Source organism: Amycolatopsis sp. NPDC000009, assembly GCF_055563465.1.
In genome coordinates, this window is the sequence record NZ_JBVHDI010000006.1 from 185,042 (window position 1) to 206,215 (window position 21,174).

21 protein-coding genes are annotated in these 21,174 nt (G+C 69.3%); 13 read left to right on the forward strand and 8 right to left on the reverse strand.

The window, feature by feature from the left end; genetic code table 11:
* The first annotated feature begins 46 nt into the window (after window positions 1-46).
* From ACZ3HL_RS18850 to ACZ3HL_RS18865, 4 genes are all read left to right on the forward strand, one after another.
* Window positions 47-1,708: a thiamine pyrophosphate-binding protein gene (locus tag ACZ3HL_RS18850; RefSeq protein ID WP_465532785.1), complete on the forward strand. Its 1,662-nt coding sequence runs from the start codon at window positions 47-49 to the stop codon at window positions 1,706-1,708.
* A gap of 256 nt (window positions 1,709-1,964) precedes the next feature.
* Entirely contained in the window at window positions 1,965-2,135 is a 171-nt protein-coding gene (locus ACZ3HL_RS18855; protein ID WP_192747631.1) for a hypothetical protein, read from the forward strand.
* Window positions 2,136-2,384: 249 nt separating this feature from the next.
* Window positions 2,385-2,588 (forward strand): cold-shock protein, encoded by a 204-nt coding sequence (locus ACZ3HL_RS18860; RefSeq protein WP_005163378.1) that lies wholly within the window; start codon window positions 2,385-2,387, stop codon window positions 2,586-2,588.
* 212 nt (window positions 2,589-2,800) lie between these two features.
* Window positions 2,801-3,511 (forward strand): hypothetical protein, encoded by a 711-nt coding sequence (locus tag ACZ3HL_RS18865; protein WP_465532524.1) that lies wholly within the window; start codon window positions 2,801-2,803, stop codon window positions 3,509-3,511.
* Here ACZ3HL_RS18865 and ACZ3HL_RS18870 read toward each other — a convergent pair.
* Together ACZ3HL_RS18870 and ACZ3HL_RS18875 are read right to left on the reverse strand one after the other, a co-directional pair.
* Entirely contained in the window at window positions 3,481-4,143 is a 663-nt protein-coding gene (locus ACZ3HL_RS18870) for a response regulator (RefSeq protein WP_465532526.1), read from the reverse strand. The genes ACZ3HL_RS18865 and ACZ3HL_RS18870 overlap by 31 nt on opposite strands.
* Window positions 4,140-5,399: a sensor histidine kinase gene (locus ACZ3HL_RS18875; RefSeq protein WP_465532528.1), complete on the reverse strand. Its 1,260-nt coding sequence runs from the start codon at window positions 5,397-5,399 to the stop codon at window positions 4,140-4,142. Before ACZ3HL_RS18875 ends, ACZ3HL_RS18870 begins: the two co-directional genes overlap by 4 nt.
* Window positions 5,400-5,531: 132 nt before the next feature.
* Between ACZ3HL_RS18875 and ACZ3HL_RS18880 the strand changes: the two genes are divergently transcribed.
* The 8 genes from ACZ3HL_RS18880 (at window position 5,532) to ACZ3HL_RS18915 (ending at window position 12,796) form a co-directional block, all read left to right on the forward strand.
* Window positions 5,532-6,215: a DUF998 domain-containing protein gene (locus tag ACZ3HL_RS18880; RefSeq protein ID WP_465415856.1), complete on the forward strand. Its 684-nt coding sequence runs from the start codon at window positions 5,532-5,534 to the stop codon at window positions 6,213-6,215.
* A complete protein-coding gene (locus ACZ3HL_RS18885) occupies window positions 6,166-7,038 on the forward strand; it encodes an ATP-NAD kinase (protein WP_465415853.1) in 873 nt (290 codons plus the stop codon). The genes ACZ3HL_RS18880 and ACZ3HL_RS18885 overlap by 50 nt, the downstream gene beginning before the upstream one ends.
* A gap of 71 nt (window positions 7,039-7,109) precedes the next feature.
* Window positions 7,110-8,369 carry a GAF domain-containing protein gene (locus ACZ3HL_RS18890; RefSeq protein WP_465532530.1) on the forward strand — a complete coding sequence of 420 codons (1,260 nt, stop codon included), beginning with the start codon at window positions 7,110-7,112 and terminating at the stop codon, window positions 8,367-8,369.
* Between the two features lie 67 nt (window positions 8,370-8,436).
* The gene (locus tag ACZ3HL_RS18895; RefSeq protein WP_255432088.1) at window positions 8,437-8,559 is read left to right on the forward strand and encodes a hypothetical protein; all 123 of its coding nucleotides are present in this window, start codon (window positions 8,437-8,439) and stop codon (window positions 8,557-8,559) included.
* Window positions 8,560-8,567: 8 nt separating this feature from the next.
* A complete protein-coding gene (locus ACZ3HL_RS18900; protein WP_465532532.1) occupies window positions 8,568-9,695 on the forward strand; it encodes a sensor histidine kinase in 1,128 nt (375 codons plus the stop codon).
* Window positions 9,692-10,330 carry a response regulator gene (locus ACZ3HL_RS18905; protein ID WP_465532534.1) on the forward strand — a complete coding sequence of 213 codons (639 nt, stop codon included), beginning with the start codon at window positions 9,692-9,694 and terminating at the stop codon, window positions 10,328-10,330. The genes ACZ3HL_RS18900 and ACZ3HL_RS18905 overlap by 4 nt, the downstream gene beginning before the upstream one ends.
* A gap of 106 nt (window positions 10,331-10,436) precedes the next feature.
* Entirely contained in the window at window positions 10,437-11,831 is a 1,395-nt protein-coding gene (locus tag ACZ3HL_RS18910) for a hypothetical protein (protein ID WP_465532536.1), read from the forward strand.
* Window positions 11,831-12,796 carry a glutamate ABC transporter substrate-binding protein gene (locus tag ACZ3HL_RS18915; RefSeq protein ID WP_465415842.1) on the forward strand — a complete coding sequence of 322 codons (966 nt, stop codon included), beginning with the start codon at window positions 11,831-11,833 and terminating at the stop codon, window positions 12,794-12,796. Before ACZ3HL_RS18910 ends, ACZ3HL_RS18915 begins: the two co-directional genes overlap by 1 nt.
* Before the next feature lie 43 nt (window positions 12,797-12,839).
* Here the strand turns inward: ACZ3HL_RS18915 and ACZ3HL_RS18920 are convergent, their stop codons facing one another.
* From ACZ3HL_RS18920 to ACZ3HL_RS18935, 4 genes are all read right to left on the reverse strand, one after another.
* Window positions 12,840-14,318 carry a hypothetical protein gene (locus tag ACZ3HL_RS18920; RefSeq protein ID WP_465532538.1) on the reverse strand — a complete coding sequence of 493 codons (1,479 nt, stop codon included), beginning with the start codon at window positions 14,316-14,318 and terminating at the stop codon, window positions 12,840-12,842.
* Between the two features lie 19 nt (window positions 14,319-14,337).
* Window positions 14,338-14,892 (reverse strand): DUF3558 family protein, encoded by a 555-nt coding sequence (locus ACZ3HL_RS18925; protein ID WP_465415838.1) that lies wholly within the window; start codon window positions 14,890-14,892, stop codon window positions 14,338-14,340.
* Between the two features lie 11 nt (window positions 14,893-14,903).
* Window positions 14,904-15,320 carry a hypothetical protein gene (locus tag ACZ3HL_RS18930; protein WP_465415836.1) on the reverse strand — a complete coding sequence of 139 codons (417 nt, stop codon included), beginning with the start codon at window positions 15,318-15,320 and terminating at the stop codon, window positions 14,904-14,906.
* Between the two features lie 94 nt (window positions 15,321-15,414).
* Complete coding sequence (locus ACZ3HL_RS18935; protein ID WP_465532540.1) at window positions 15,415-16,167, reverse strand: ESX secretion-associated protein EspG; 753 nt, start codon at window positions 16,165-16,167, stop codon at window positions 15,415-15,417.
* A gap of 134 nt (window positions 16,168-16,301) precedes the next feature.
* Here ACZ3HL_RS18935 and ACZ3HL_RS18940 point away from each other — a divergent pair, with 134 nt between their 5' ends.
* Entirely contained in the window at window positions 16,302-18,977 is a 2,676-nt protein-coding gene (locus ACZ3HL_RS18940; RefSeq protein ID WP_465532542.1) for a serine/threonine-protein kinase, read from the forward strand.
* A 66-nt stretch (window positions 18,978-19,043) separates the two neighbouring features.
* Here ACZ3HL_RS18940 and ACZ3HL_RS18945 read toward each other — a convergent pair whose 3' ends face one another.
* Together ACZ3HL_RS18945 and ACZ3HL_RS18950 are read right to left on the reverse strand one after the other, a co-directional pair.
* On the reverse strand, window positions 19,044-19,628 hold the full coding sequence (locus tag ACZ3HL_RS18945) for a PaaI family thioesterase (protein WP_465532544.1): 585 nt from the start codon (window positions 19,626-19,628) through the stop codon (window positions 19,044-19,046).
* Window positions 19,629-19,637: 9 nt separating this feature from the next.
* The gene (locus ACZ3HL_RS18950) at window positions 19,638-21,053 is read right to left on the reverse strand and encodes an MFS transporter (protein WP_465415828.1); all 1,416 of its coding nucleotides are present in this window, start codon (window positions 21,051-21,053) and stop codon (window positions 19,638-19,640) included.
* Between the last annotated feature and the right edge of the window lie 121 nt (window positions 21,054-21,174).

The window sequence follows — 21,174 nt, forward strand, 5'->3', positions numbered from 1 at the left end:
GAAGATCGCTTGACGGCACCGATCACCGCCCGCCTAAGCTCTTCTCATTAGATACCAACCGGGAGCGTCCGTCGCCCAGACGGCCGTGCGGATCCTGACCGAGGCGCAGATCCACCGCGTGTACGCGGTGGTGGGTGAGTCCTTCCTGGATCTGCTCGACGCGCTGCAACGCGAACGCTCGATCACCTTCGTCTCGGCGAGGCACGACTCCGGCGCGGCCTTCATGGCCGAGGCCGAAGGCAAGCTGACCGAGCACCCCGCGGTACTGCTGGCCGGCCGCGGCCCGAGCGCGGCGAACCTCGCGATCGGCGTCTCCACGGCGTACCAGGACGAGAGCCCGATGGTCGTCCTCCTGGAGAACCCACCGCAGGATCCCGGCCCGACGAGCGAGCTGCCCACCGCCGATCTGACCGCGATGTTCGAGCCGATCGCCAAGTGGACCGGCCGCGCGGAATCGCCGGACGAGGTCCCCGGTCTGCTGGTCGAGGCGCTGACCCGCTGCCGGGAAGGGCGGCCGGGGCCCACCGTCGTCGCCGTCCCCGCCGACTTCTGGGGTGTCCCGTTCGATTCGGCCAAACCGGTCGCCGCCGTGCGGCCGCCCGCCACCGGTGCGCTCGGCCGGACCGCCGAGGCGGTCGCGCAACTCGTCGACGAGGCCCGCTACCCGGTGGTGATCGTCGGCGGCCGGGCCCGCGCCGCGCGGGACGAGCTGATCGCCGTCGCCGACGAGCTCGCGTTGCCGGTGTACAACGCGTTCCGCCGCCAGGATGCCTTCCCCGAGAACCACGCGCGCTACGCCGGCCACCTCGGCATCGGCATCCCCGCGCGGCAGCTGGACGCGCTGGAGCGTGCGGACCTCGTGCTCGCGCTGGGTACACAGCTCGACGAGGTCACCACCCAGTCCTTTCGCTACCCCACGCCGTCGCAGACGCTGGTGCTGGTCGGCACGGGGATCGAGCCCGCCCGCCGCGGCGGGCTGACCTTCCGGGTCGACTCCGAGGTCGAGCCCTTCCTGCGCGAACTGCGCACCGTCGCCTCACCACGGCAGCGGCGCGCGTCGGCCGCGAACGCCGCCGTGCACACCTTCATGACACCGCCCGACACGAGCGGCGCCACCCGCGTCCACCCCGCCGACGTCATCCGGGCGGTGCGCAAACTCGCGCCCGAGGATGCGATCGTGACCAGCGACGCGGGCAACTTCGCCCAGTTCATGCACCGCTATTGGTGTTTCACCGCGCCGCGCAGCCAGCTCGGGCCGAGCAACGCGGCCATGGGCTACGCGGTCCCCGCGGCGGTCGCGGCGAAACTCGCCGAACCGCGCCGGACGGTGATCGCGATGGCTGGCGACGGCGGCGCGCTCATGACCGGGCAGGAGATCGAGACCGCCGTCCGCTACCGCGTCCCGGTGACCGTGCTGGTGTTCCAGAACGGAGTGCACGGCCCGCTCGCCGTGCACCAGGCGCGCAAGCACGGCCGGCTCTCGGGCGTCACCGTCCCCGTCACCGACTTCGCGTCGTGGGCACGCGGGCTCGGCGCCGCCGGGTACACCGTGGACGATCGTGAAGAGCTGGAGCCGATCATCGCGAGCGCGCTGGTGCGGCAACGGCCGTGCGTGATCGACGTCAGGACGGATCCGGACGTGGTGACCCCGGACATCCGGCTGACGAGCCTGCTGGGCGCCGCGAGGTCGCAGCAAGGAGGCCAGTAGGGGCCGCCGCGCCGGCTACCGGGCGGTACTTTTTCTCAGGGGATACACAGAAACCCTTGTGCGGCCGCCTTCACCTGCTCCAAAGGGTGGGAAACCGGTGACGACTCGGCCGACTTTCGGTCGCGGAGACCGGATTTTGTCGGTCGGCCGTGGCACAATCGCCGCAACACCGAGGGTCCGATATGGACCGGAGCGATCACCGGTGAAGTTGTTGGCACGCAGTACTTAGAGCGTTGTGTTGACACTGGGAGAAAACATGGCTGACGAAACGAAGCCACAGGACAAGTCCGTTTCCGGCGTGGTGCCGGTGCTGTTCAGCGCGGACGCCGAGACCCACGACATCGCCGTCGTGGCCACGAACCGGGAGGCGTTGCGCCGTTCGCCGTTCGGCACCGAGGTACCCCTGCGCGCCGCCAGCGGCGAATAGCCCGGGCGGCGGAGGCCCCGGCGGGAGAGGGTACAGTGCGGCTGCGCACACCAGGGTGAAGACGCTTGTCGGCCTCCGTGAGGTGTGCTTTACTGATTCAGGTCTCGTTTTTTGTGTTCGTGTTGGTTCACGCTCGCAGAACTCAGCGGGCGTAGTGTCTCCTCGTGTTTCCGGGGAAGCAAACCGTCTGGTCATGACCCGGGCTGCCGACGTGGCTTCCTGTTTGTTTGTGTTGCATATGGAGATTTTATGACTCAGGGCACTGTGAAGTGGTTCAACTCCGAGAAGGGGTTCGGCTTCATCACTCCCGACAACGGCGGCGGCGACGTCTTCGTGCACTACAGCGAGATCAAGGGCAACGGCTTCCGTACCCTCGAGGAGAACGCCCGCGTGGAGTTCGAGATCGGGCAGGGCGCGAAGGGTCCGCAGGCCACCTCGGTCACCGTGATCTGATCCAAGCTTTCCAAGCAGGGCCGTCTTCCCCTCGGGGAGGCGGCCCTGCTGCTTTTTCCGGGTGCCGTCCGTCGGATCACGCGTGTCGTCCATCCAGTCACGCGTGTCGTCCATCCAGGCTCACCCGCCGCCCTCGAACCTGACGAAAGTCGAGGCTCTCGCCTGACCTTCGCCCGCTGCCCCGCGCGGCCCCGATCGGCGACGCTTCCGCCATGAACGGCAAAACCGGCCGATGGATCGGCGGAGTGGCACTGATTCTCGCCCCGCTCGTGTGGTGCGCGGGCCTGTTGCTGCGGCATCTGGTGCTCAAGGACTTCACGCCGGAGCAAGTCGCTTGGTTCGACCAGCAGCCCTTCGCCGCGCCTGGACAGCTCGCTGCGTACGCCGCGAACCCGGGCTTCGTGACGGCCGCGTACTCGCTCTTCCTGCTCGGAGCGGTCCTCCTGCTGCCGGCTTTCCTGATGCTGGCGAAAACCGTCGCGGCGAAGGCACCGGCGTTGGCCGCGTGGGGATTCCTGCTGCTCGCGTTCGGTTTGTTCGCACGGGTCTACTTCGCCGGCGTCGAGCTGACGGCCTTCGAGCTCGTCGACAAGCTCGGCCTGGACCACGCGACGAAGCTGGTGATGGACGACTACGTCGACCTGTCCTACGGATTGTGGCGGATCCCGGTCACCGCGTCGGTCGGCCAATACGCCGGCGGGCTGCTGCTGGCCATCGGGGCGTTCCGGGCAGGCACCTTCGGTATCGCACGGGCACTGCTATTCCTCTGGCCGTGCACGCTCTGGATGGGGGTGCTCAAGGAAAGTGTGCTCCTGAGCGTCTTCACCGCGGTGGCCCTCGGCCTGGCGCTCGTCCCGCTCGGGGTCCGTGTCCTGACGAGGCACGCCGACCGTCAGGTGGGGGAGACGAGTCCCGCCTCGTAGGCGAGCACGATCGCCTGCGCCCGGTCCCGTAACCCGAGTTTCGCCAGTATCCGGCCGACGTAGGTCTTGATGGTCTGTGCCGAGAGCACCAGATCCGCGGCGATCTCCGGATTGGACCGTCCTTTCGCGATCAAGCGCAGCACTTCCCGTTCGCGTTCGGTGAGCACGTCGAACCTGGCCGGGGACGGCCGCGGAACCGGTGCGCTCGCCACGAAGTTCGCGATGAGCCGCTTCGTGACCGCGGGGGAGAGCAACGCGTCACCGGCGGCGACGACTTCGATGGCGTTGATCAGTTCCGCCGACGGCGCGTCCTTCAACAGGAACCCGCTCGCGCCCGCCCGCAGCGCCTCGTAGACGTAGTCGTCCAGATGGAACGTCGTCAGGACGAGCACTTTCGGCTTCTCGCCGTCGCCTTCGAGCAGCCGCCTGGTCGCTTCGAGACCGTCCATCACCGGCATCCGGATGTCCATCAGGACGACGTCCGGTGGCGCGGCCAGCGCGGCGAGGCTCGCGAGCGCCGCGATTCCGTCGCCTGCCTGGCCCACCACGTCCAGCCCCGGTTGCGCGTTCAGCAGGCCGGCGAAGCTCTCCCGCACCAAGGCCTGGTCGTCGACGATGAAAACGGTCGTCACGCGTCGTCCACCCCCGGGAGAGCCAGCTTGACGGCCACGCGGAAACCGCCGTCTGCCCGCGGTCCTGCCGCGTAGGAACCGCCGATCAGCGTAACGCGTTCGGCGATCCCGGCGAGGCCGGTGCCGTCGCCGGCCGAGGGCGCGGCAGGCCGTGTCGGCGGCCCGTTCTCGACGAGGATCTCGAGCCCGTCGGGTTCCCGCCGCACCTCGACGTCCACTTCCGCCCCCGGGCTGTGCCGTGCCGCGTTGCTCAGCGCCTCCTGGAGAATGCGGTACGCGGCGAGTTCGATCATGGCGGGAACGTCGTCCCCGCCGGAGATCTCCGCGCGGATCCCGATCCCGGAGGCCCGGCACCCGTCGATCAGCGACGGCACCTCCGCGAGCCCTGGCTGCGGTTCGTGCTCGGGCTCGGCCTCCGTGTCGCGCAGTACGCCGACCAGCCGCCGGGCCTCGTCGAGCGCTTCCCGCGCCGCGACCCCGATGGCGCGGAACTCCTCCTCCGCGGCCTCGGACACGTCCGGGACGCGGTAGCGCGCGCTGTCGGTCCGCAGCGCGATCAGGGAAAGGTGATGGCCGATGATGTCGTGCAGTTCCCTGGCGATCAACGCGCGTTCCTGCAACGAAGTCCGTTTCGCCCGCTCCTCGACCGTCGTGCGCTCGGCCGCGTCGGCCTGCTCCAGCGCCCGGCGGCGTTGCTGCATCCCGTATCCGGCCGCGATGGTCGCGGCCACCACGATCAGCGACCACACCAAGGTCTTCGTGCCCGCGCGCGGTAGCTGCGCGATGCCGACCCCGACGGCCAGCGTCACGGCGATGATCGAGATTCCTCTGCCCTGCCCGGGTTTCGTGCGGGCGAGCGTCATCGCGAGCACCGGGAGATACGGCAGGACGTGGACCTGCAACGGCCAGTCCGACAGGGTCGGGCCGAACAGCGGGGGTTCGGCGGGGAAAAGGACCGCGATGATCGCGCTGACCACCCCCGCCGCCGCCACCCGGACGGCGGTCAGCGGGCGCCTGACGACCAGCAACGGCGGCACGATCTGCAGGATCAGCAGGAAGAAGACCAGCGGCGCATTGGTGCCGCCGAGGTAACGCGCCCAAGTGCCGTAGGTCAGGCCGGCCAGCACCGCGAGCGCGGATCCGGCGAGGAGTGTCTTCACCCAGACCGGGCCGCGCCACCAGGCCGACGGCGGTTCCAGATCGGCGTCGCGTCCGGTGAGGAGCGCCCACCCCAGGGAGCCGCCGTACGAGTCCATGGCTCGACGCTAACGACGCCGCGGACCGGGCACATCCCCTCGTGGGGGACACCGGGAGTCCCCCACGAGGGGACGCGGACTGCTCGCCCGGGCGGGATGTGCCCGACGGTGACCCGAGGTCAGGCTCGGTTCATGAACGACATCAGAGGGCTGATCAGGCTGTCCGCGTTCGCGTGGCTGGCCGTGGGGGTGGTCATCGCGGTCTACGTCGAGATCGTCGACGCCGGCGCGGTCGATCCGCTCGCCACCACCTTCAGCGAGTACGTCCACGTCGGCCAGGGCACGCGGCTCGTCGGGGTCGCCATGCTGGCCGTCGGCTTCGGCGCGCTGACCATCGCGGGCGGCGTCCGCCTGTCCGGCGCGGTGTGGGCGGCCAGGCTCGTGGCCCTGTTCGGCGTCGGGCTGTGCGTGCTCGCGGTGTTCCCGCAGGAGCCGATGGACCAGCCATTGACCTGGCACGGCGCGATCCACCGGCATGCCGCGCTCGTCGCTTTCGCCGCGTTGCCGCCGGCAGGGCTGGTCCTCGGGACGGCACGACGGTTGTCCTACGCCGCGTCGGCCGCCCTGGTGGTCTTCGTCGCGACGTTCCTGGTCGACGCCCGCGCGGTGAGCGGATTGGCCGAACGGGTCCTGCTGATCCTCGAACTCGCGCTGCTGGTCGCCCTCACCCGCCGTGGTGGGTTTGCGATGCAACCTCGTGCAACCCTTTCTTTCGCGGCCCGGACGTCGTTTCCTTGTAGGGACTTGGCGTGGCAGCGGAGGACATGTGGGCGAAGCGGTTGCGGGGATCGTGGCGAACCCCGCTTCGGAGCGTGACATCCAGGGCCTGCGTTCGGCACTGAGAGTGGCCGGCGTCGGCCGCGTGATGGTATGGACCGACGCGGGGAAGATCATCGGCACCGTCCGCCGGATGGTGGACGCGGGTGCCAGCGTGCTCATCTGCCTCGGCGACGAGACCATGATGCGTGCGGCGGCGGCCGCCTGCGGCGACGTGCCGCTGCTGATGCTGCCCGCCGGAGGCGCCGACGAGTCCACCGTCGCCGGGCTCGCCGCCGGGCTGGTGGCCACCCATCAGGTGGACACGGACCTGGTCACCAACCGCGCGACCGTGCTCGAAGTCGTCACGAAGGCCCGGCGCGAGATCGCGCTGAACGACGTCAGCGTGTGTTCGGAGAGCCGGTGGGATCCCGCGTCGCTGACCGAGCTGTACTGCACGTTCGCCGTTCCGGACGGGGTCGGGCTGTCGAGTATCCCCGGGCGGCTGTGCCCCAGCCCTAAGTCCACTGTGGACGGTGTCGCCGTCTCGCTCGGGCCGGTCGACGAGACGCCGTACGTCGTGCAGGCGCCGATCGCCCCCGGCGACGTCCGGGCGGTGGGCGTCCGGGGCTGGAGCGTGCTGCACGCCGGGGTCCGGGTCGACCTCGCCGCCGCCGGAGGCTCCATCGCGCTCGACGGCCAACCGCATTTCGTGCTCAAGCCGGGAGAGAGCGCTTTCGTGGAACTGAAGCCCGACGGCCCGTGGTGCGTCGACGTCCGCGCCGTGATGGCCGAGGCCACCAGGACCGGCCTGCTGCTGGGCCGGAAGCCGGCGGAGGTCCTTCCCCGGCCCCGCCTCGCGGACGCACCCTTCCCCGGGTAAACCCGCCCAGGTCACAGAGACCTTTCGCTCCTCGGGACGTCCGGGCACACTGGCCTGAACAGAGCAAAGGAGTGGGCCAGGTGCAGCTGGAGGCGGCGCTGCCGGTCGGGGCGGACCCGCGGCGGCACGCGCGCGCCCTCGCCGAGGTACGTGAGGCGGCGCTGGCCGGGACCACACTTCCGAGTGCTCCGCGCGCGGTCATCGGCGCGTCCTGGCAACGGATGCGGCGTCTCGGCCTGGACCCGGATCGCGGCTCGCCGTCGTCCGTGCTCACCCCGGACCAGCTGGAGATCCGCCGCCGGGGGAGCGGCCTCGCGGCCGCCCTCCCCGTTCTGCGCGGTGGCCTGATCAGCCTCGCCGAGCAGGCCGCGCACATCATGGCCGTCGTCGACGCCGACGGCCGGGTCCTCTGGCGCGACGGCAGCACCGCGGTCCGCCGCCGCGCCGACGGGCTCGGGTTCGTCGAAGGGGTCGACTGGCACGAGCGCGCCGCGGGCACCAACGCCATCGGGACGGCACTGGTCGCCAGGCATCCGGTCCAGGTCTACTCGGCCGAGCACTACGTCAGCAACCAGCACGACTGGACCTGCGCCGCCGCGCCGCTGCACGATCCGAGGGACGGCAGGCTGCTCGGCGTCGTCGACCTCTCCGGACCGGCCTCCACCGTGCACCCGACGACCCTCGCCCTGGTCGACACGGTCGCGAAGCTCGCCGAAGCGCATCTGCGGACCACCCATCTCTCGGATCTCGAACGGTTGCGCGGTCTGGCCACACCGCTGCTCGCCAAGGTGAAGGGCCGGGCGGTCATCGCCGACCCGCACGGCTGGATCGCGGCCTCGGCCGGTCTCGTCCCGGTCGGCCGGATCGCGCTGCCGAACGACGCCGTGCCCGGCCGCACCTGGCTGCCGGCCTACGGCGAATGCCTGCTAGAGCCGCTGCCCGGTGGCTGGCTCGTCCGGTTCACCGAGGAGGAGGACGCGCCGCCGACGCGGGTCGTGCTCGACCTGAGGTCTTCGCGGGAAAGCATGCTGCGCGTCTCGGGCGCGGCGGGAACCTGGTCGCATCGGCTGAGCCCCCGGCACGCGGAGATGCTGTACGTCCTCGCGCGGCATCGCGAAGGCAGATCGGCGTCGGAACTGTCGCGCGATCTCTTCGGCGACGCCGGCCGCACCGTCACCGTCCGCGCGGAGATGTCCAGGATGAGGCGGCATTTCGGCGGGTTCCTGCTGGCCAGGCCGTACCGGTTCGGTGACGACGTCGAGGTCGTCGTCGAACGGCCGCCCGAGGGCGAGGTGCTCCCGTACTCGGTCGCGCCCGCCGTCCGGGGTTGAATCTCCACCCCTGGCTCAACCCGGCGACGGTCCCGGTCCACCCCGGCGCGTGCCTAACGTCCGTGGCATGGGAAAGATGAACGTGAAAGGCCTGGTGGCGCTGGTCGTGGTGGGTGTCGTCGTCCTGCTCGGATTCCTGGCCTACCGGCTGATCCTGGTGGAGATGATCACGCGGTTGAGCGAGCACTGAGGGGGGCCATGGGGAAGCGGGGCAAGCCGCTGCTGCCGGACACGATCGCGCCCAGCTGGCTGGTCGTCCAGCTGCTCGGCACGGCCGCGGTCGTGGTGGTGCTGCTGACCGCCCGCGAGTCCAGCGCGTGGATCTGGACGGCGTACGGCGTCTGCGGGGGCTGCTGGCTGGGTTTCGTGGCGGCCTCCCCGCGTTTCCCCCGGGTGGCGACCGTCCTGCTCGCGGTGGCGAGTGTCGCGCCGTCGATCGCGCTCGGCTGGGCGGAGGACTCCTCCGCCATCGTGCTGGCGGTGGTCACGGTCAGCCGGTTCGCCACCCTGACCGAGCCGTCGGTGGCCGCCATCATGGGGGTGGTGGGGCTCGACGCGAGCCTCGCGGCGGTCACCGGCCTGGTCGCGGGCGCGGCCGAACCGCTGGTGTTCGGCAACGTCGGCGTGCTGCTCGTGCTGATGCTGCTGGGCCTGAACCGGCGGCAGTACGAGGTGCAGGCGGCGCAGGCGGCCGCGTTGCTGGAGCAGACCAGGCTGGCGCAGAAGGAACACGCGCGGGCCGCCGCCCTCGACGAGCGCACGCGGATCGCCAGGGAGATCCACGACGTCCTAGCGCATTCGCTGGGGGCATTGGGAGTCCACCTCGAGGTCGCCGAGGCCCTGCTGGCCGAGAAGTCCGATGTGGACGGTGCGCTCGGCAGGGTCCGGTTGTCGCGGCGGCTGGCCGCGGACGGGCTCGCCGAGGCACGCGACGCGGTCGCCGCCCTGCGCAGTGATGTCCCGTCGCTGGCCGACGGCTTGCGGCGGCTGGCGGACGCGCACCACGGCGGAGCGTCTTTCGAAGTCGAGGGGGAACAACGGCCGCTGCCGTCAGCCGAAGTGGTCTCGCTGATGGGCGTCGCGCGGGAAGCGTTGACCAACGCGGCGAGGCACGCTCCCGGGCTGCCGGTGTCGCTCCGGCTGCTCTTCACCCGGACGGAGGTTCGCTTGCGGGTGTGGAACGAACTCGGCGAAACCGCCCGATCGGAGAATGACGGCGGGTTCGGTCTCACCGGGATGAGGGAGCGGCTCGCGCTCGCCGGTGGCACGCTGACCGCGGGCCCCGACGACGGGCGCTGGACGGTGGAGGCGGTGGTGCGGGCGTGATCCGGGTGGTCGTGGTCGATGACCAGCAGGTCATGCGCGAAGGGCTCGTCGCGTTGCTCGGCTTGATCGACGGGATCGAGGTCGCCGGCTCCGCGGGCGACGGGCGGCAGGCGCTCGACCTGCTCCGCCACACCGCGGCCGACGTCGTGCTGATGGACCTGCGCATGCCCGTCCTGGACGGGGTGGCCGCGACCAGACTGCTCAAACGCGATCACCCGGAGGTCGCGGTCGTCGTCCTCACGACGTACGCGGACGACGCTTCGATCGCCGACGCGGTGCGTGCCGGAGCCCGTGGCTACCTGACCAAGGACGCCGGGCGTGCCGAGATCGGAGCGGCCGTCCGCTCCGCGGCCAACGGGCAGGCGATCTTCGCCGCCGCGGTCTCCGACAGGCTCGTCACCGCGATCGAATCGAGAACGGCCACCAGGGTCAAGGCCGAGCTCCCGGACGGGCTCACCGCACGCGAAGCCGAAGTGCTCGGCCTCATCGCGCGCGGGCTGTCCAATCCGGAGATCGCCGCCGAACTGTTCATCGGCGAGGCCACCGTGAAAAGCCACATCAACCACGCCTTCGCCAAGATCGGTGTGCGCAATCGTGCGGAAGCCGTGCGGTACGGCCTGGAAAAAGGCCTCTGACACCGCTGGGAGATCACGTGCCGATGACACACGCCGGTGTCACTGGCTGCGCTGATCCCGACTCGGATACCTTCTTTGCGGGTAGAGCCAATGGGGAGGATCGGCGATGACGAGCACAGTGACCCGGCCGGGGCCACCGGGGAGCCCCGAGCCACCCCCTGCGCCGGGAGGCCGCGGAGGGATCGCCGGGCTGCTCGAACTGCCGGGCAACGGGATCCGCGCGGTCGTCCGGTCCGCGGCGACCACGCCGGGCAGGCTGTCGGTGATCGCGGTCGGGCTCGTCCTGCTGTCGCTGGTCGCGGGCCTGTTCGGCACGCTGGCCGCGCAGGACAAGAAGGACACGATCAACGGCCTGATCGACCACCGCGAACCGCTCGCCGCCGCAGCGCAACAGGTCTACCGCGCGCTTTCGGACGCCGACGCGACGGCGGCCAGTTCGTTCCTCTCCATCGGTACCGAGCCGCTCGCGATGCGCCAGCGGTACGAACGCGACATCGCGGAGGCCGGGGCGGCGCTGGCGAAGGCGGCATCGGACTCCTCCGGCGTCGGCAAGGCGGCAGAGCAGATCAACATCCTCGGCCGCGAGCTCCCCGTCTACACAGGACTGATCGAGACCGCGCGCACCTACAACCGGCAGGGTTTCCCCGTCGGTGCCTCGTATCTGCGTGAGGCATCGGAGCTGATGCGGTCGAAAATCCTTCCCGCCGCACAGGAGCTCTACCGCACCGACACCGACCGGCTCGCCGCCGAACAGGACGACGCGACCGGATTCCCTTGGCTGGCTACGGCTTTGATACTCGCCCTGCTCGCCGCGCTGATCGTCACGCAGGTGCACCTGACCCGGAAGACCAACCGGCTGCTGAACGTCGGGCTGGTCGTCGCGACGGTGTCGGTGGTGGTGGCCCTGCTGTGGGGCGCGGTCGCGCTGATCGTGCAGAGCTCCCTCGTCGGCAGCGGTGAAGAGGACGGCACGCACCAGGTGGACGTCCTCGTCCGCGCCCGGATCGCGGCGCTGCAGGCCCGGGCCAACGAAACCCTGACCCTCGTCGCCCGAGGTGACGGCGCGGCGTACGAAAAGGACTTCACCGATCTCGCCGGGCAACTCGGCGGGACGGACGGCCAGAGCGGCCTGCTGGGTGAGGCCCGTGGTCTCGCCGCGGGCGGCGCGGCCGCGGACAAGGTGGACGCGGCCATCCAAGCGGCGTCGGCCTGGTTCAAGGCACACGGTCAGGTGCGGCGGCAGGACGACGACGGCTCCTACCAGGACGCCGTCGACACCGCCATCCGTGACGACAAGAAGGACGGTGCCGCCGCGGCGTTCCTGCGGCTCGACGAGAACCTGGTGGCCGCGATCAACGTGGGACGACAGGAATTCCTCGACGACACCCGCGGCGCCGACCGCGCGCTGACCCTGCTCGCGCCGGGCATCGCGGTACTGGCACTGATCGCGGCGGCAGGGGCCGCGTTGGGAATCCGTGAACGGCTGAGGGAGTACCGGTGATGCGGAACGGTCTGCGAACGGCCGTGCTCGGCGCGGTCTTGGTGCTGGCGACGGCTTGTGGCAGCGCGGGGACGCCGGTCGACCCGGCTCCCGTCGGCGAGGTCGCGCCGCCGCTGCCCGCGAACGTCGGCGGTGCCGACAACTCAGGCGGTGGCGGAACGACCGACACGAGCTGCAACCCGTTGGCCAGCCTGCGGCCGACCAACGGCACGTCGATCACCAGTGGTTCGACCATGGCGAAGATCAAGGAGAACGGCAAACTCGTCGCGGGCGTCGACCAGACGACGTTCCTGTTCGGGTTCCGGAATCCGACGTCGGGCCAGCTCGAAGGCTTCGACATCGACATGGTCAACGAGATCGCGAAGGCGATCTTCGGCAGCGCGGAAGGCCATGTGCAGTTCCGCGCGATCCCGTCGAAACTGCGGGAAGAAGTGCTCGAGAAGAAGCAGGTCGACATCGTGGTGCGGACCTACAGCATCACCTGCAGCCGGCTGAAGAAAGTCAACTTCTCGACCGCGTATTACCAGGCGGGCCAACGGATCCTGGTCGAATCCGGTTCGAAGGTCGCGAACCTGGCGGACCTCGGCGGGCGGCGGGTGTGCGCGACCAAGACGTCGACCTCGCTGACGAAGATCGCGGCGGATCCGTCGAAACCGGTGCCGGTCTCGGTGGACAACTGGTCGGACTGCCTGGTGATGCTGCAGCAGAAGCAGGTCGAGGCCGTGTCGACGGACGACGTCATCCTCGCCGGGATGCTCGCGCAGGACCCGACGCTGAAGATCGTGGGCAGCCGGTTCACCGAGGAGAACTACGGCATCGGTGTCCCGAAGGAGAACGAGGACATGGTGCGGTTCGTGAACGCCGTGCTGGAGAACGTGCGCGGCGGCGCGTGGCAGGAGAGCTACGCGAAATGGATCGGGAACAAACTCGAGGGCGGGACGCCGCCTCCAGCCCAGTACAAGTGAGAACGGGCCGTCCGGGATTCGCTCCCGGACGGCCCGTTTCGGCTCAGGGGGATTTCTCGCCGATCACCGGCGGCACCGGCTTCATTTCGCCTTCGTGGCCGCCGAACAAGACGTCGGCGTCTTCCTCCTGCAGGTAGTTCGGGGCCTTCTTTTCTTTGTCCTCTTCCTTCTGGCCACGGCCACCGGGAGCTCCGCCGGCACCCATCGCGCCCGGCCCGCCGGTCTTGCCCGCGGCGGCCGCGCCACCCCGGGTGATCCGCTCCTCCGGCAGCTTGCCCGCCCCGGACCCGCCGCCCTTGCCGGCGAGCTTTTCGGCTTCACCGGCCGAAACCTTGCCGCCCGCGAGCCGCTCGGCGACGTTGCCCGAACCGCCGTTGCGCCCGAACCCGCCGCCTCCGCCACTGGTCAACCGGCTCGCCGCGCTACCGCCCGGCCCACTCGTCGTCCGGCCCGGCTTGCCGCGGTACTGCTCGCTGCCCAGCCGCCCGAGACCGGTGGGACCGGGCGTGTTCAGCGCCGCCAACCCCGGCGCCGGCCCCGGCCGGAACGTCGACGGCTGCCCGCCGACCGGCTGACCCGGCGCCGGTACCCCGGTGTGCCCGCCACCCGTGGTGATCCCGGGCGCCGGCGCATTCGGGCCACCTGTTCCGGGCATCCCCGGCCCAGGCCCGCTGTTGGGCCCCGGCCCGCCGCTGAAGCCCCGGGCTTCCGTACCCCCGGAGAACCCGGACGCCGTCGTCGACTCGCCCATTTCCGGCGGCGGGGCGAACGTGGGCTGCTTGGAGTTGACGTCGAAGAGCGACTGGTCGTAGGTGTGCATCACCTGCGCGGCCTGCTGATGCGCCTGGAACGACTGCTCCTGCTTGGCCGAAATGTTGCCGACCGTGTCCACCGCGCCCGCGAGATTCCCCGTCGCGAGCTGGTTGAGGGCGTTCTTGTACTCGGCGTTGCGGTCGAAGGGGACCTCTTCGGGCATGGAGTTCTTCGCGGTGGTGGCCGCGGCGGCGGACTGGGAGAACCGGTTGGACGCGAGATACGCGCCGTCGCCGGCGGTGTCGGCCCACTTGCCCAGATTCTTGAAGAACCCGTGCGCGGCCTCCGCGGAAGGCCCCTGCCAGTGCGCGCCTTCCTTGTTGGCGGCGGAACTGAGGGCGTTGCTGAAGGTGTTCAGCGCGTTGCCCTGGTTGTTCCAGATCTCGCCCTTCTGGTCGATCTTCTCGGCGGAAAGATTGTTGGTGACCATGCCGATCAGGTCACCGTGCGAGTTGCCCTCGTAGCGCTGACCCGACGGCCCGAGCCCGGCCCGGAACTGCTGGCCGCGCGCAAGAAGCTCTGCCTGCTCGCCCGAATACTGGCCGGCCTTGGCCTCGGCCGTCATGCGAGCGGTGACCGAATTGCCACCGGGGCCTTGGTTGACCTCGTCGTAGGTTTCCGCGTAGCGCTTGCCCTCGTACGTCCGGTGCGCCTTGCCGTCGGCATTCGCCAACGAGCCGACTATTTCCTCTCCGACGTTTTCCGCCATGATCCCCTCCCTGAGCTGGTCAGCTTCCTTGGGGAAGCTTCGATGCGACAGCTTCGGCAACCGTTTTGGCTTCTGCGCAGGCGTCTGCGGTCGAACCGGTGGAAAGGGTGAGGTTCACCGTCGCTCGTGACGAGTCCGTGACCGCCAAGCCGATGAAGCAACTTCCTTCGCCACCCACCGAAGCGACTTCGACTGCTTTCCTGCCCCCGATCTCGACCGGGGCGATAGTCCCGCGCCCTGGCTTGATGCCCTCGATTCCTGCCTCTTTTACCAGGTAGAGCGCAATATTTCCGTGCCTTCGCTTCTCTGCTCGGCAGCCGTTGTCGCTCTCCAGCGTCTCAGGGGTGGGGGATTCATAACCCATCGGCTGAGTGATCGGGTTCAGAATTTCGCAGGATACGAGGTTGTCGAAGACGCCTTGCCCGGCCGGAGACGACGACGGCCCACCTTTCGACGTTGACGAGGCCGGTGTCGGGATCGCGGTCCCGTTCTTGTCAGGAGAGCATGAACTGACCGAAATGGTTGCGAGGACCGCCGATGCGGCGATTAAGAGCAGTTTTGGGGCAGAGCGCATTCGTGGCCTCGTCAGTCATGGTGAATTTTCAGTAACGTTTCTTTGTTCTGATCGTCAGAGTTCTGATAATTGGTCATCGCGGTATTGATCGCGTCCAATGCCCTGGTGACGACCTCGCGTAGCGCGTCGAGTTGTGTCAGAGCGGACTCCTCGTCACCCTCCGCGACCAGCGCGGCGTGTTTGCCTACTTCTAAGGCGTAGGGACTGGTGCCGAGTTCGGGTGCCTGGGCCAACTGGATGAACATGTTGTTGTTCTTGCCCCAGCTGTCTGCGTAATCCTGCAGCGCGGCCTTGTACGCGTTCCCCGCCTCCTCGCTGACCGCGAACCGCCCCTCCTTCGCCGCCGTCACCATCCGGTCGGCCTGCGCCGAGAAGTCGCCCAGGATGTCCGAGAAGTTGCCCGGCGGTCCGCCGGCGCCGTCAGTCATGGTCTCTCCCCTGCACCAAGTCCCGGTTACTCGTTGCGCTCGTCAGGTCACGATATCAGCGGAAACGGCCTCGAAGCCCGCCTTCCGGCGAGGATCACGCGCTGCCGACGCGGGCGGCTTCGACCAGTTCGTGGACCCATCGGGCCAGGTGGGAGCCACTCGTCGGGGTGAACGTGCGGCGGACCTCGCCGTCGGGGAAGCGGTCGGTGGCGAGCATGAAGCGGCCCTGGACGCTGTCGAACCACTGGACGCTCTTCTGCTGCGGTTTGCCCCGGTCGTCGCGCAGGGTGACGCTGACCGTGCCCAGTCGCGCGAGCGGGTGTTCGAAGAAGCGAGCGGCGGCGCCCAGGCGGAGGTTGTCCGGGTCCTCGTCGAAGGGGTCGTCCGGTCGTTTGGACGGGGGGAGTGTGCTGGAGGTCGTCACCCGTCCGGGGAACGGCTGCAGTGACGGCAGATAACCGAGGAGCGTCGCGACGACCTGTTCGGGGTACACCGGCTCGAAGAGGATGTCGAATCCGCGTTGCTGGCTCACGACACCCAGGCGGCTGTTCCAAGCGCCTCGGTAGAGGTACTCGGCGTCCTGCTCGACCTCGTGCGCCTCCATGGTGAGAACGAAGTCCCCGGTGGCCCAGAGACGGAGGGTCTGTTCGTAGTCGCGCAGCAGTTCGCGCTCGCGGGCGAAGCCTCGATCGGCCAGCCCGGCCCAGATCTCTTCGCAGTGCCGCTCGCGTTCGGAGAGGGTGGTTCCGACGGTCGGGATCTCGAACGGCAGCACGAATCTGCCGAGCCCGAGATCTTCGAGTACGACGTCGAGCTGGGCCGTCGACATCGAAAATGACGCAGGCACCGGTTCCTCCCCCTCATCACCTGCTGAATCGGTTCTCCACCGCACCGTAGCGGGTTCGACCCGGCGCGGACACGACCTGCCTGCTCACGGCTAGGATCAGAGGGACGCTGTCGCGGGGATTTCGGGAGGTACCAGTGTCGGAAGAGCCGCGCCGTCCTCGGCACGCAGCGCCGGAGGACGTCACGCCGGACCGTGAGGCGGAGTCCGCCTCCTGGACGCCGCCGGCGCCGGTCCGCTGGGAAACGCCCGAACCGTCCATTTCCGGCAGTCTCGATCTCTCCGAGCCGCCGCGGCCCAAGCGGGAGCCCAAACCCGAGACGGACGCCGAGCGCACGGCCATCCACGCGCCTGTCGCGCGTCCGCAGACTCCGCCGCGCGGTCAGCAGCGGCCGATCCCCGGCGCCGAGGACCCGACGCGCCCGCCTGGCGACATGGCCCCGGTGAGCCCGAGGACCCAGGTCGTCCGCCCCGACCGGCAGGCACCCGCCGACGCGCCGCAGCCGACCAGCGTGCTCGCCTCGCCGGCGCCGGAGACGCAGAGCATCATGCCGCCGACACCGCGTGTCGACAACGGACCCGGTCTGCTCCCGGACCCGGGTACGGAAAGCGTCCTCCCCGAACGCTCCAGCGAAAGCCGCGGAACAGGCACCGGGACCGGATCCGGCAGCCGGGGCACCGGCACGGGCACCGGAACCGGCTCGTTCCCCGGCACCGCGCGCCGGACGTCGTCCCGCACGTCGCGCCGCGGCCGCCTCGGCGCCGGGCTCGTCGACGTCCCGCAGGTGCCGTACCGCGACCCGGCGTCCGCGGTCCTCGAAAACCCGATGGTGTCGGAAGAGAAGCGCTTCTGCGGTAGTTGCAGCGCCAAGGTCGGCCGCGGCAAGGACGGCAAGCCCGGTTCGCCCGAGGGCAACTGCGAGAAGTGCGGGAATCCGTTCTCCTTCGTCCCGAAGCTGCGGCCGAACGAGATCGTCGGCGGTCAGTACGAGGTCCTCGGCGCGCTCGCGTACGGCGGTCTCGGCTGGATCTATCTCGCGCAGGACCACAACGTCAGCGACCGCTGGGTCGTCCTCAAGGGCCTGATCGACACCGGCGACGCCACCGCGATGGCGGCCGCCGCCAACGAGCAGCGGTTCCTCGCCGAGGTCGAGCATCCCAACATCGTCAAGATCCACAACTTCGTGCAGCACCCGGACGGCGACACCGGCAACTCGGTCGGGTACATCGTCATGGAGTACGTCGGCGGCCAGTCGCTGCGCCAGCTCGCGCTCGCGCACCACCGCGAGACGAAGCGTCCGGAGCCGCTCCCGATCGGCCAGGTGATCGCCTACGGGCTCGAAATCCTGCCCGCCATGGGCTACCTGCACGGCCAGAACCTGCTGTACTGCGACCTCAAACCCGACAACGTCATCCAGACGCACGAACAGCTCAAGCTGATCGACCTCGGCGCGGTCCGCCGCATCGACGACTACGAGAGCCCGCTGTTCTTCACCACCGGCTACAGCGCGCCCGAGCTGGCGACACATGGCGCTTCGGTGGCGTCGGACCTGTACACGGTCGGCCGGACGCTCGCCGTCCTCAGCTTCGAATTCTCCGGCTACACCACCAAGTACAAGACGACCCTGCCCGGCCCGGACGTCGTCCCGTTGTTCGCGCTCTTCGGTTCGTACTACCGGTTCCTGAAGCGCGCGACGCATACGGACCCGGATCGCCGGTTCATCGCGGCCGAGGACATGGCCGACCAGCTCACCGGTGTACTCCGCGAAATCATGGCGCTGGGTACCGGGAAGCCGCGTCCTGGCGCTTCGACCGTGTTCGGCCCGGAGTCGCGCACGTTCGGCGTGGACATGGTCGTCCCGGAGCACGGCGGGAGCGTGCCGCTGCCGGATCCCGGCGAGGTGGTCGCGGGTCTGCCGATCCCGCAGGTCGACACGGACGACCCGGCGGCGGGCGTGCTCGCGTCGACGGTCGCGCTCGACCCCAAGGGCGCGATCGAGTCGCTGGCCGGGGCGCCGCGCGAGTCGATCGAGGTCCGGCTGCGGATCGTCCGCGCCCGGATCGAGCTCGGTGAGCTGGTCGAAGCACAGCGGCAGCTGCAGGCCGCGCAGTACCTCGCGATCAAGGCCGGTTTCCCGCACGACTGGCGGATCGACTGGTATCGCGGCTTGATCGAGCTCGCGGGCGGGCGGTCCCGCGTCGCGCACGTCGCGTTCGAAGCGGTGTACGACGACCTGCCCGGTGAGATCGCGCCGAAGCTGGCCTTGGCCGTCAGCGCGGAGGGGGTCGGAGACTACTTCGGCGCCGCGCGCTACTACGAGCTGGTGTGGCGAACGGACCGGTCGTACGTGAGCGCCGCCTTCGGTCTGGCTCGCGTGTACCTCGCGCAGGGCGCCAGGGCGAGCGCGATCGAGGTGCTCGAGGCCGTCCCCGCGTCGTCGTCGCACCACGTCGCCGCGCAGGTGGCCGCGATCAAGATCAAGACCAGGATCAACGGCGGCGGCAAGGACCCGGTGATGGTGTCCGAGCGGGATCTCGTCGACGCCTCGACCAGGCTGGAGCGGCTGCAACTCGACGCCGAACGTCGCACGCGTTTGTCGGCGGAGGTCCTCGAAGCGGCGTACGGCTGGCTCAACTCGCAGAACAAGCCGACACCGGGCGCGAAGGTGCTGGGTTGTGCCCTGGACGAACGGGATCTGCGGTTCGGGCTCGAGCGCTGCTACCGGACCTTGGCCCGGTTGGCCGGATCGGTCGACCAGCGGGTCGAACTCGTCGACAAGGCGAACGCGATCCGGCCCCGCACCCTCACCTAGCACGCATTTCGTCCTCTGAATGCGGTAGTTCGGCCTACGAACCACCGCATTCAGAGGACGAAATGCTCAGGGGTTGATGTCCCACTCGCGTTCGCGCTTGGCCTTCTCGTGCGCGGCGGCGAGCTTCTGCAGCGCCTCGGGATCCCCGTGGGTGCTGAAATGCTCGAATTCGACCCGCACGAACAGCGCCCGCGCGCGCACCGCGACCGGGCCGTCTTCGGCGTCGAGCCGTCCGTCGGCGCTCACGTAGATCTTCCGGCCGGCGACGCCGTCCAGTTTCGTGGCGATGTACAGCGTCGAGCCGACGGGGACCGGCCGGAGGAAGTCCGTCTCCAGCTTCCCGGTGACCGCGGGGCGACGCAGCAGGTTGCCGACGGTCGAGCCGAGCGCCTCGTCGAAGGCGCAGGCGAGGAGACCGCCGTGGGCGAGGCCGGGCGCACCCTGGTGGGCGGAGGTGACGGTGAACTTGGAGTACACCGTCGTCCCTTCGCCCACCGTCGAATGCAGGTGGAGCCCGGCCTCGATCTCGTCGCCGCACCCGAAACACTCACCGAAGTGGATGCCGAGGTGACTGCCCGGCTGCGGGGCTTTCGGGTGAACGGTCGCCGGTTCGACTTCGACCGGCGGCCACGGCTGCGAGATACGGCTCATGGAAAGACGTTAACTCGCCGGTAGCTCCGGGGTGCTGCCGGGAGTGGCCGTTTCCGGCTTCCGGCGCCGCGCGATCCGCGAGTTCACGATGCCACGCAGCGACACCCCGGCCGTTTCCGGCAGCAGCAGGATCGGGATGGCCGCGATCGCCGCTGCGCCCATCAGGTAGTACGCGGGCCACAGGTTGTCGCCCGTGTTGGTCACCAGGCTGCCGATGATGTACGACGCCGTGCCGCCGAACGCCGCGGTGGAAACGCTGTAGCCGATGGAGAAACCGCTGTAGCGTTCCTGGGTCGGGAACATCGCCGGCAGCGTCGCCGCCAGCACGGCGAGGATCAGCACCAGCGGCACCGCGATCATCACCAGGCCGAGCATGAGCTGCCAGGCGTTCTGGTCGTCCGCGGCCGCGCCCATCAACGAGAACGCCGGGATCGGCAACACCAGGAAGCTCGCGCAGCACGTGATCAGGATCGGTTTTCGCCCGATCCGGTCGGACAGCATGCCGACCGGCACGATCAAGATCAACATCAACCCGATGGTGGCCAGGATGATGAGCAAGGGCGTGTGCCCGCTGAAGCCGACCACGTCCTTGAGATACGTCTCCAGGTACGTGATCACGATGTAGTCGGCGACGTTCAGCATCACCACGATGCCGATCAGGTGCAGGATCGACGTCCAGTGCTTCTTGAGCAGCGCCTTCAGCGGCGACTTCTCGACCTGGTTCTTCTTCTCGATCTCCTGGAACAGCGGGGTGTCCTCCAGCTTGTTCCGCAGGTAGAGACCGACGATCCCGAGCGGGCCCGCGATCAGGAACGGCAGGCGCCAGCCCCATTCGCGCATGGCCTCGTCGCCGAGGACGACGGTGAAGATCGTGACGAAGCCGGCGCCCATCGCGAAACCGACGAGCGTGCCGAACTCCAGCCAGCTGCCCCAGAAACCCCGGCGCCGGGCGGGCGCGTACTCCGCGATGAACGTCGCCGCGCCGCCGTACTCACCGCCAGCCGAGAAGCCTTGGATGGTGCGCAACAGGATCAGCAGGACCGCGGCTGCCGGGCCGATCGTCGCGTAGGACGGCAACAGGCCGATGATGAACGTCGACCCGGACATCAGGATGATCGTCAGCGCGAGCACCTTCTGGCGCCCGATCTTGTCCCCCAGCGGACCGAACACGAAGCTGCCGAACGGCCGCACGATGAAGGTGATCGCGAGGACCGCGAAGGTCGCCAGCGCACCTTCCGAAGTGCTCGAAGCGTTGAAGAAGACCTGCCCCAGGATGGCGGGCATGAAGCCGAAAACACCGAAGTCGTACCACTCGATGCAGTTACCCATCGCCGCTCCGGCGACGGCCTTTCTGATCTGCTCAGGTGGGGCCTCCGCCGGTTCCCCTTTTTCCTGATGTGACGCGCTCAGCGCCTCTTCGGCCATGGGTTTGACCTCCCGACCCACCCGTTTACTTACCCATCGTCGAGGGTTTGTTCCCTCGACCGTAGGGGTTCAAACGCCCGGGTTCAGCGCTTTGGATCGGTCGATCGAACGCCGTTCCGCC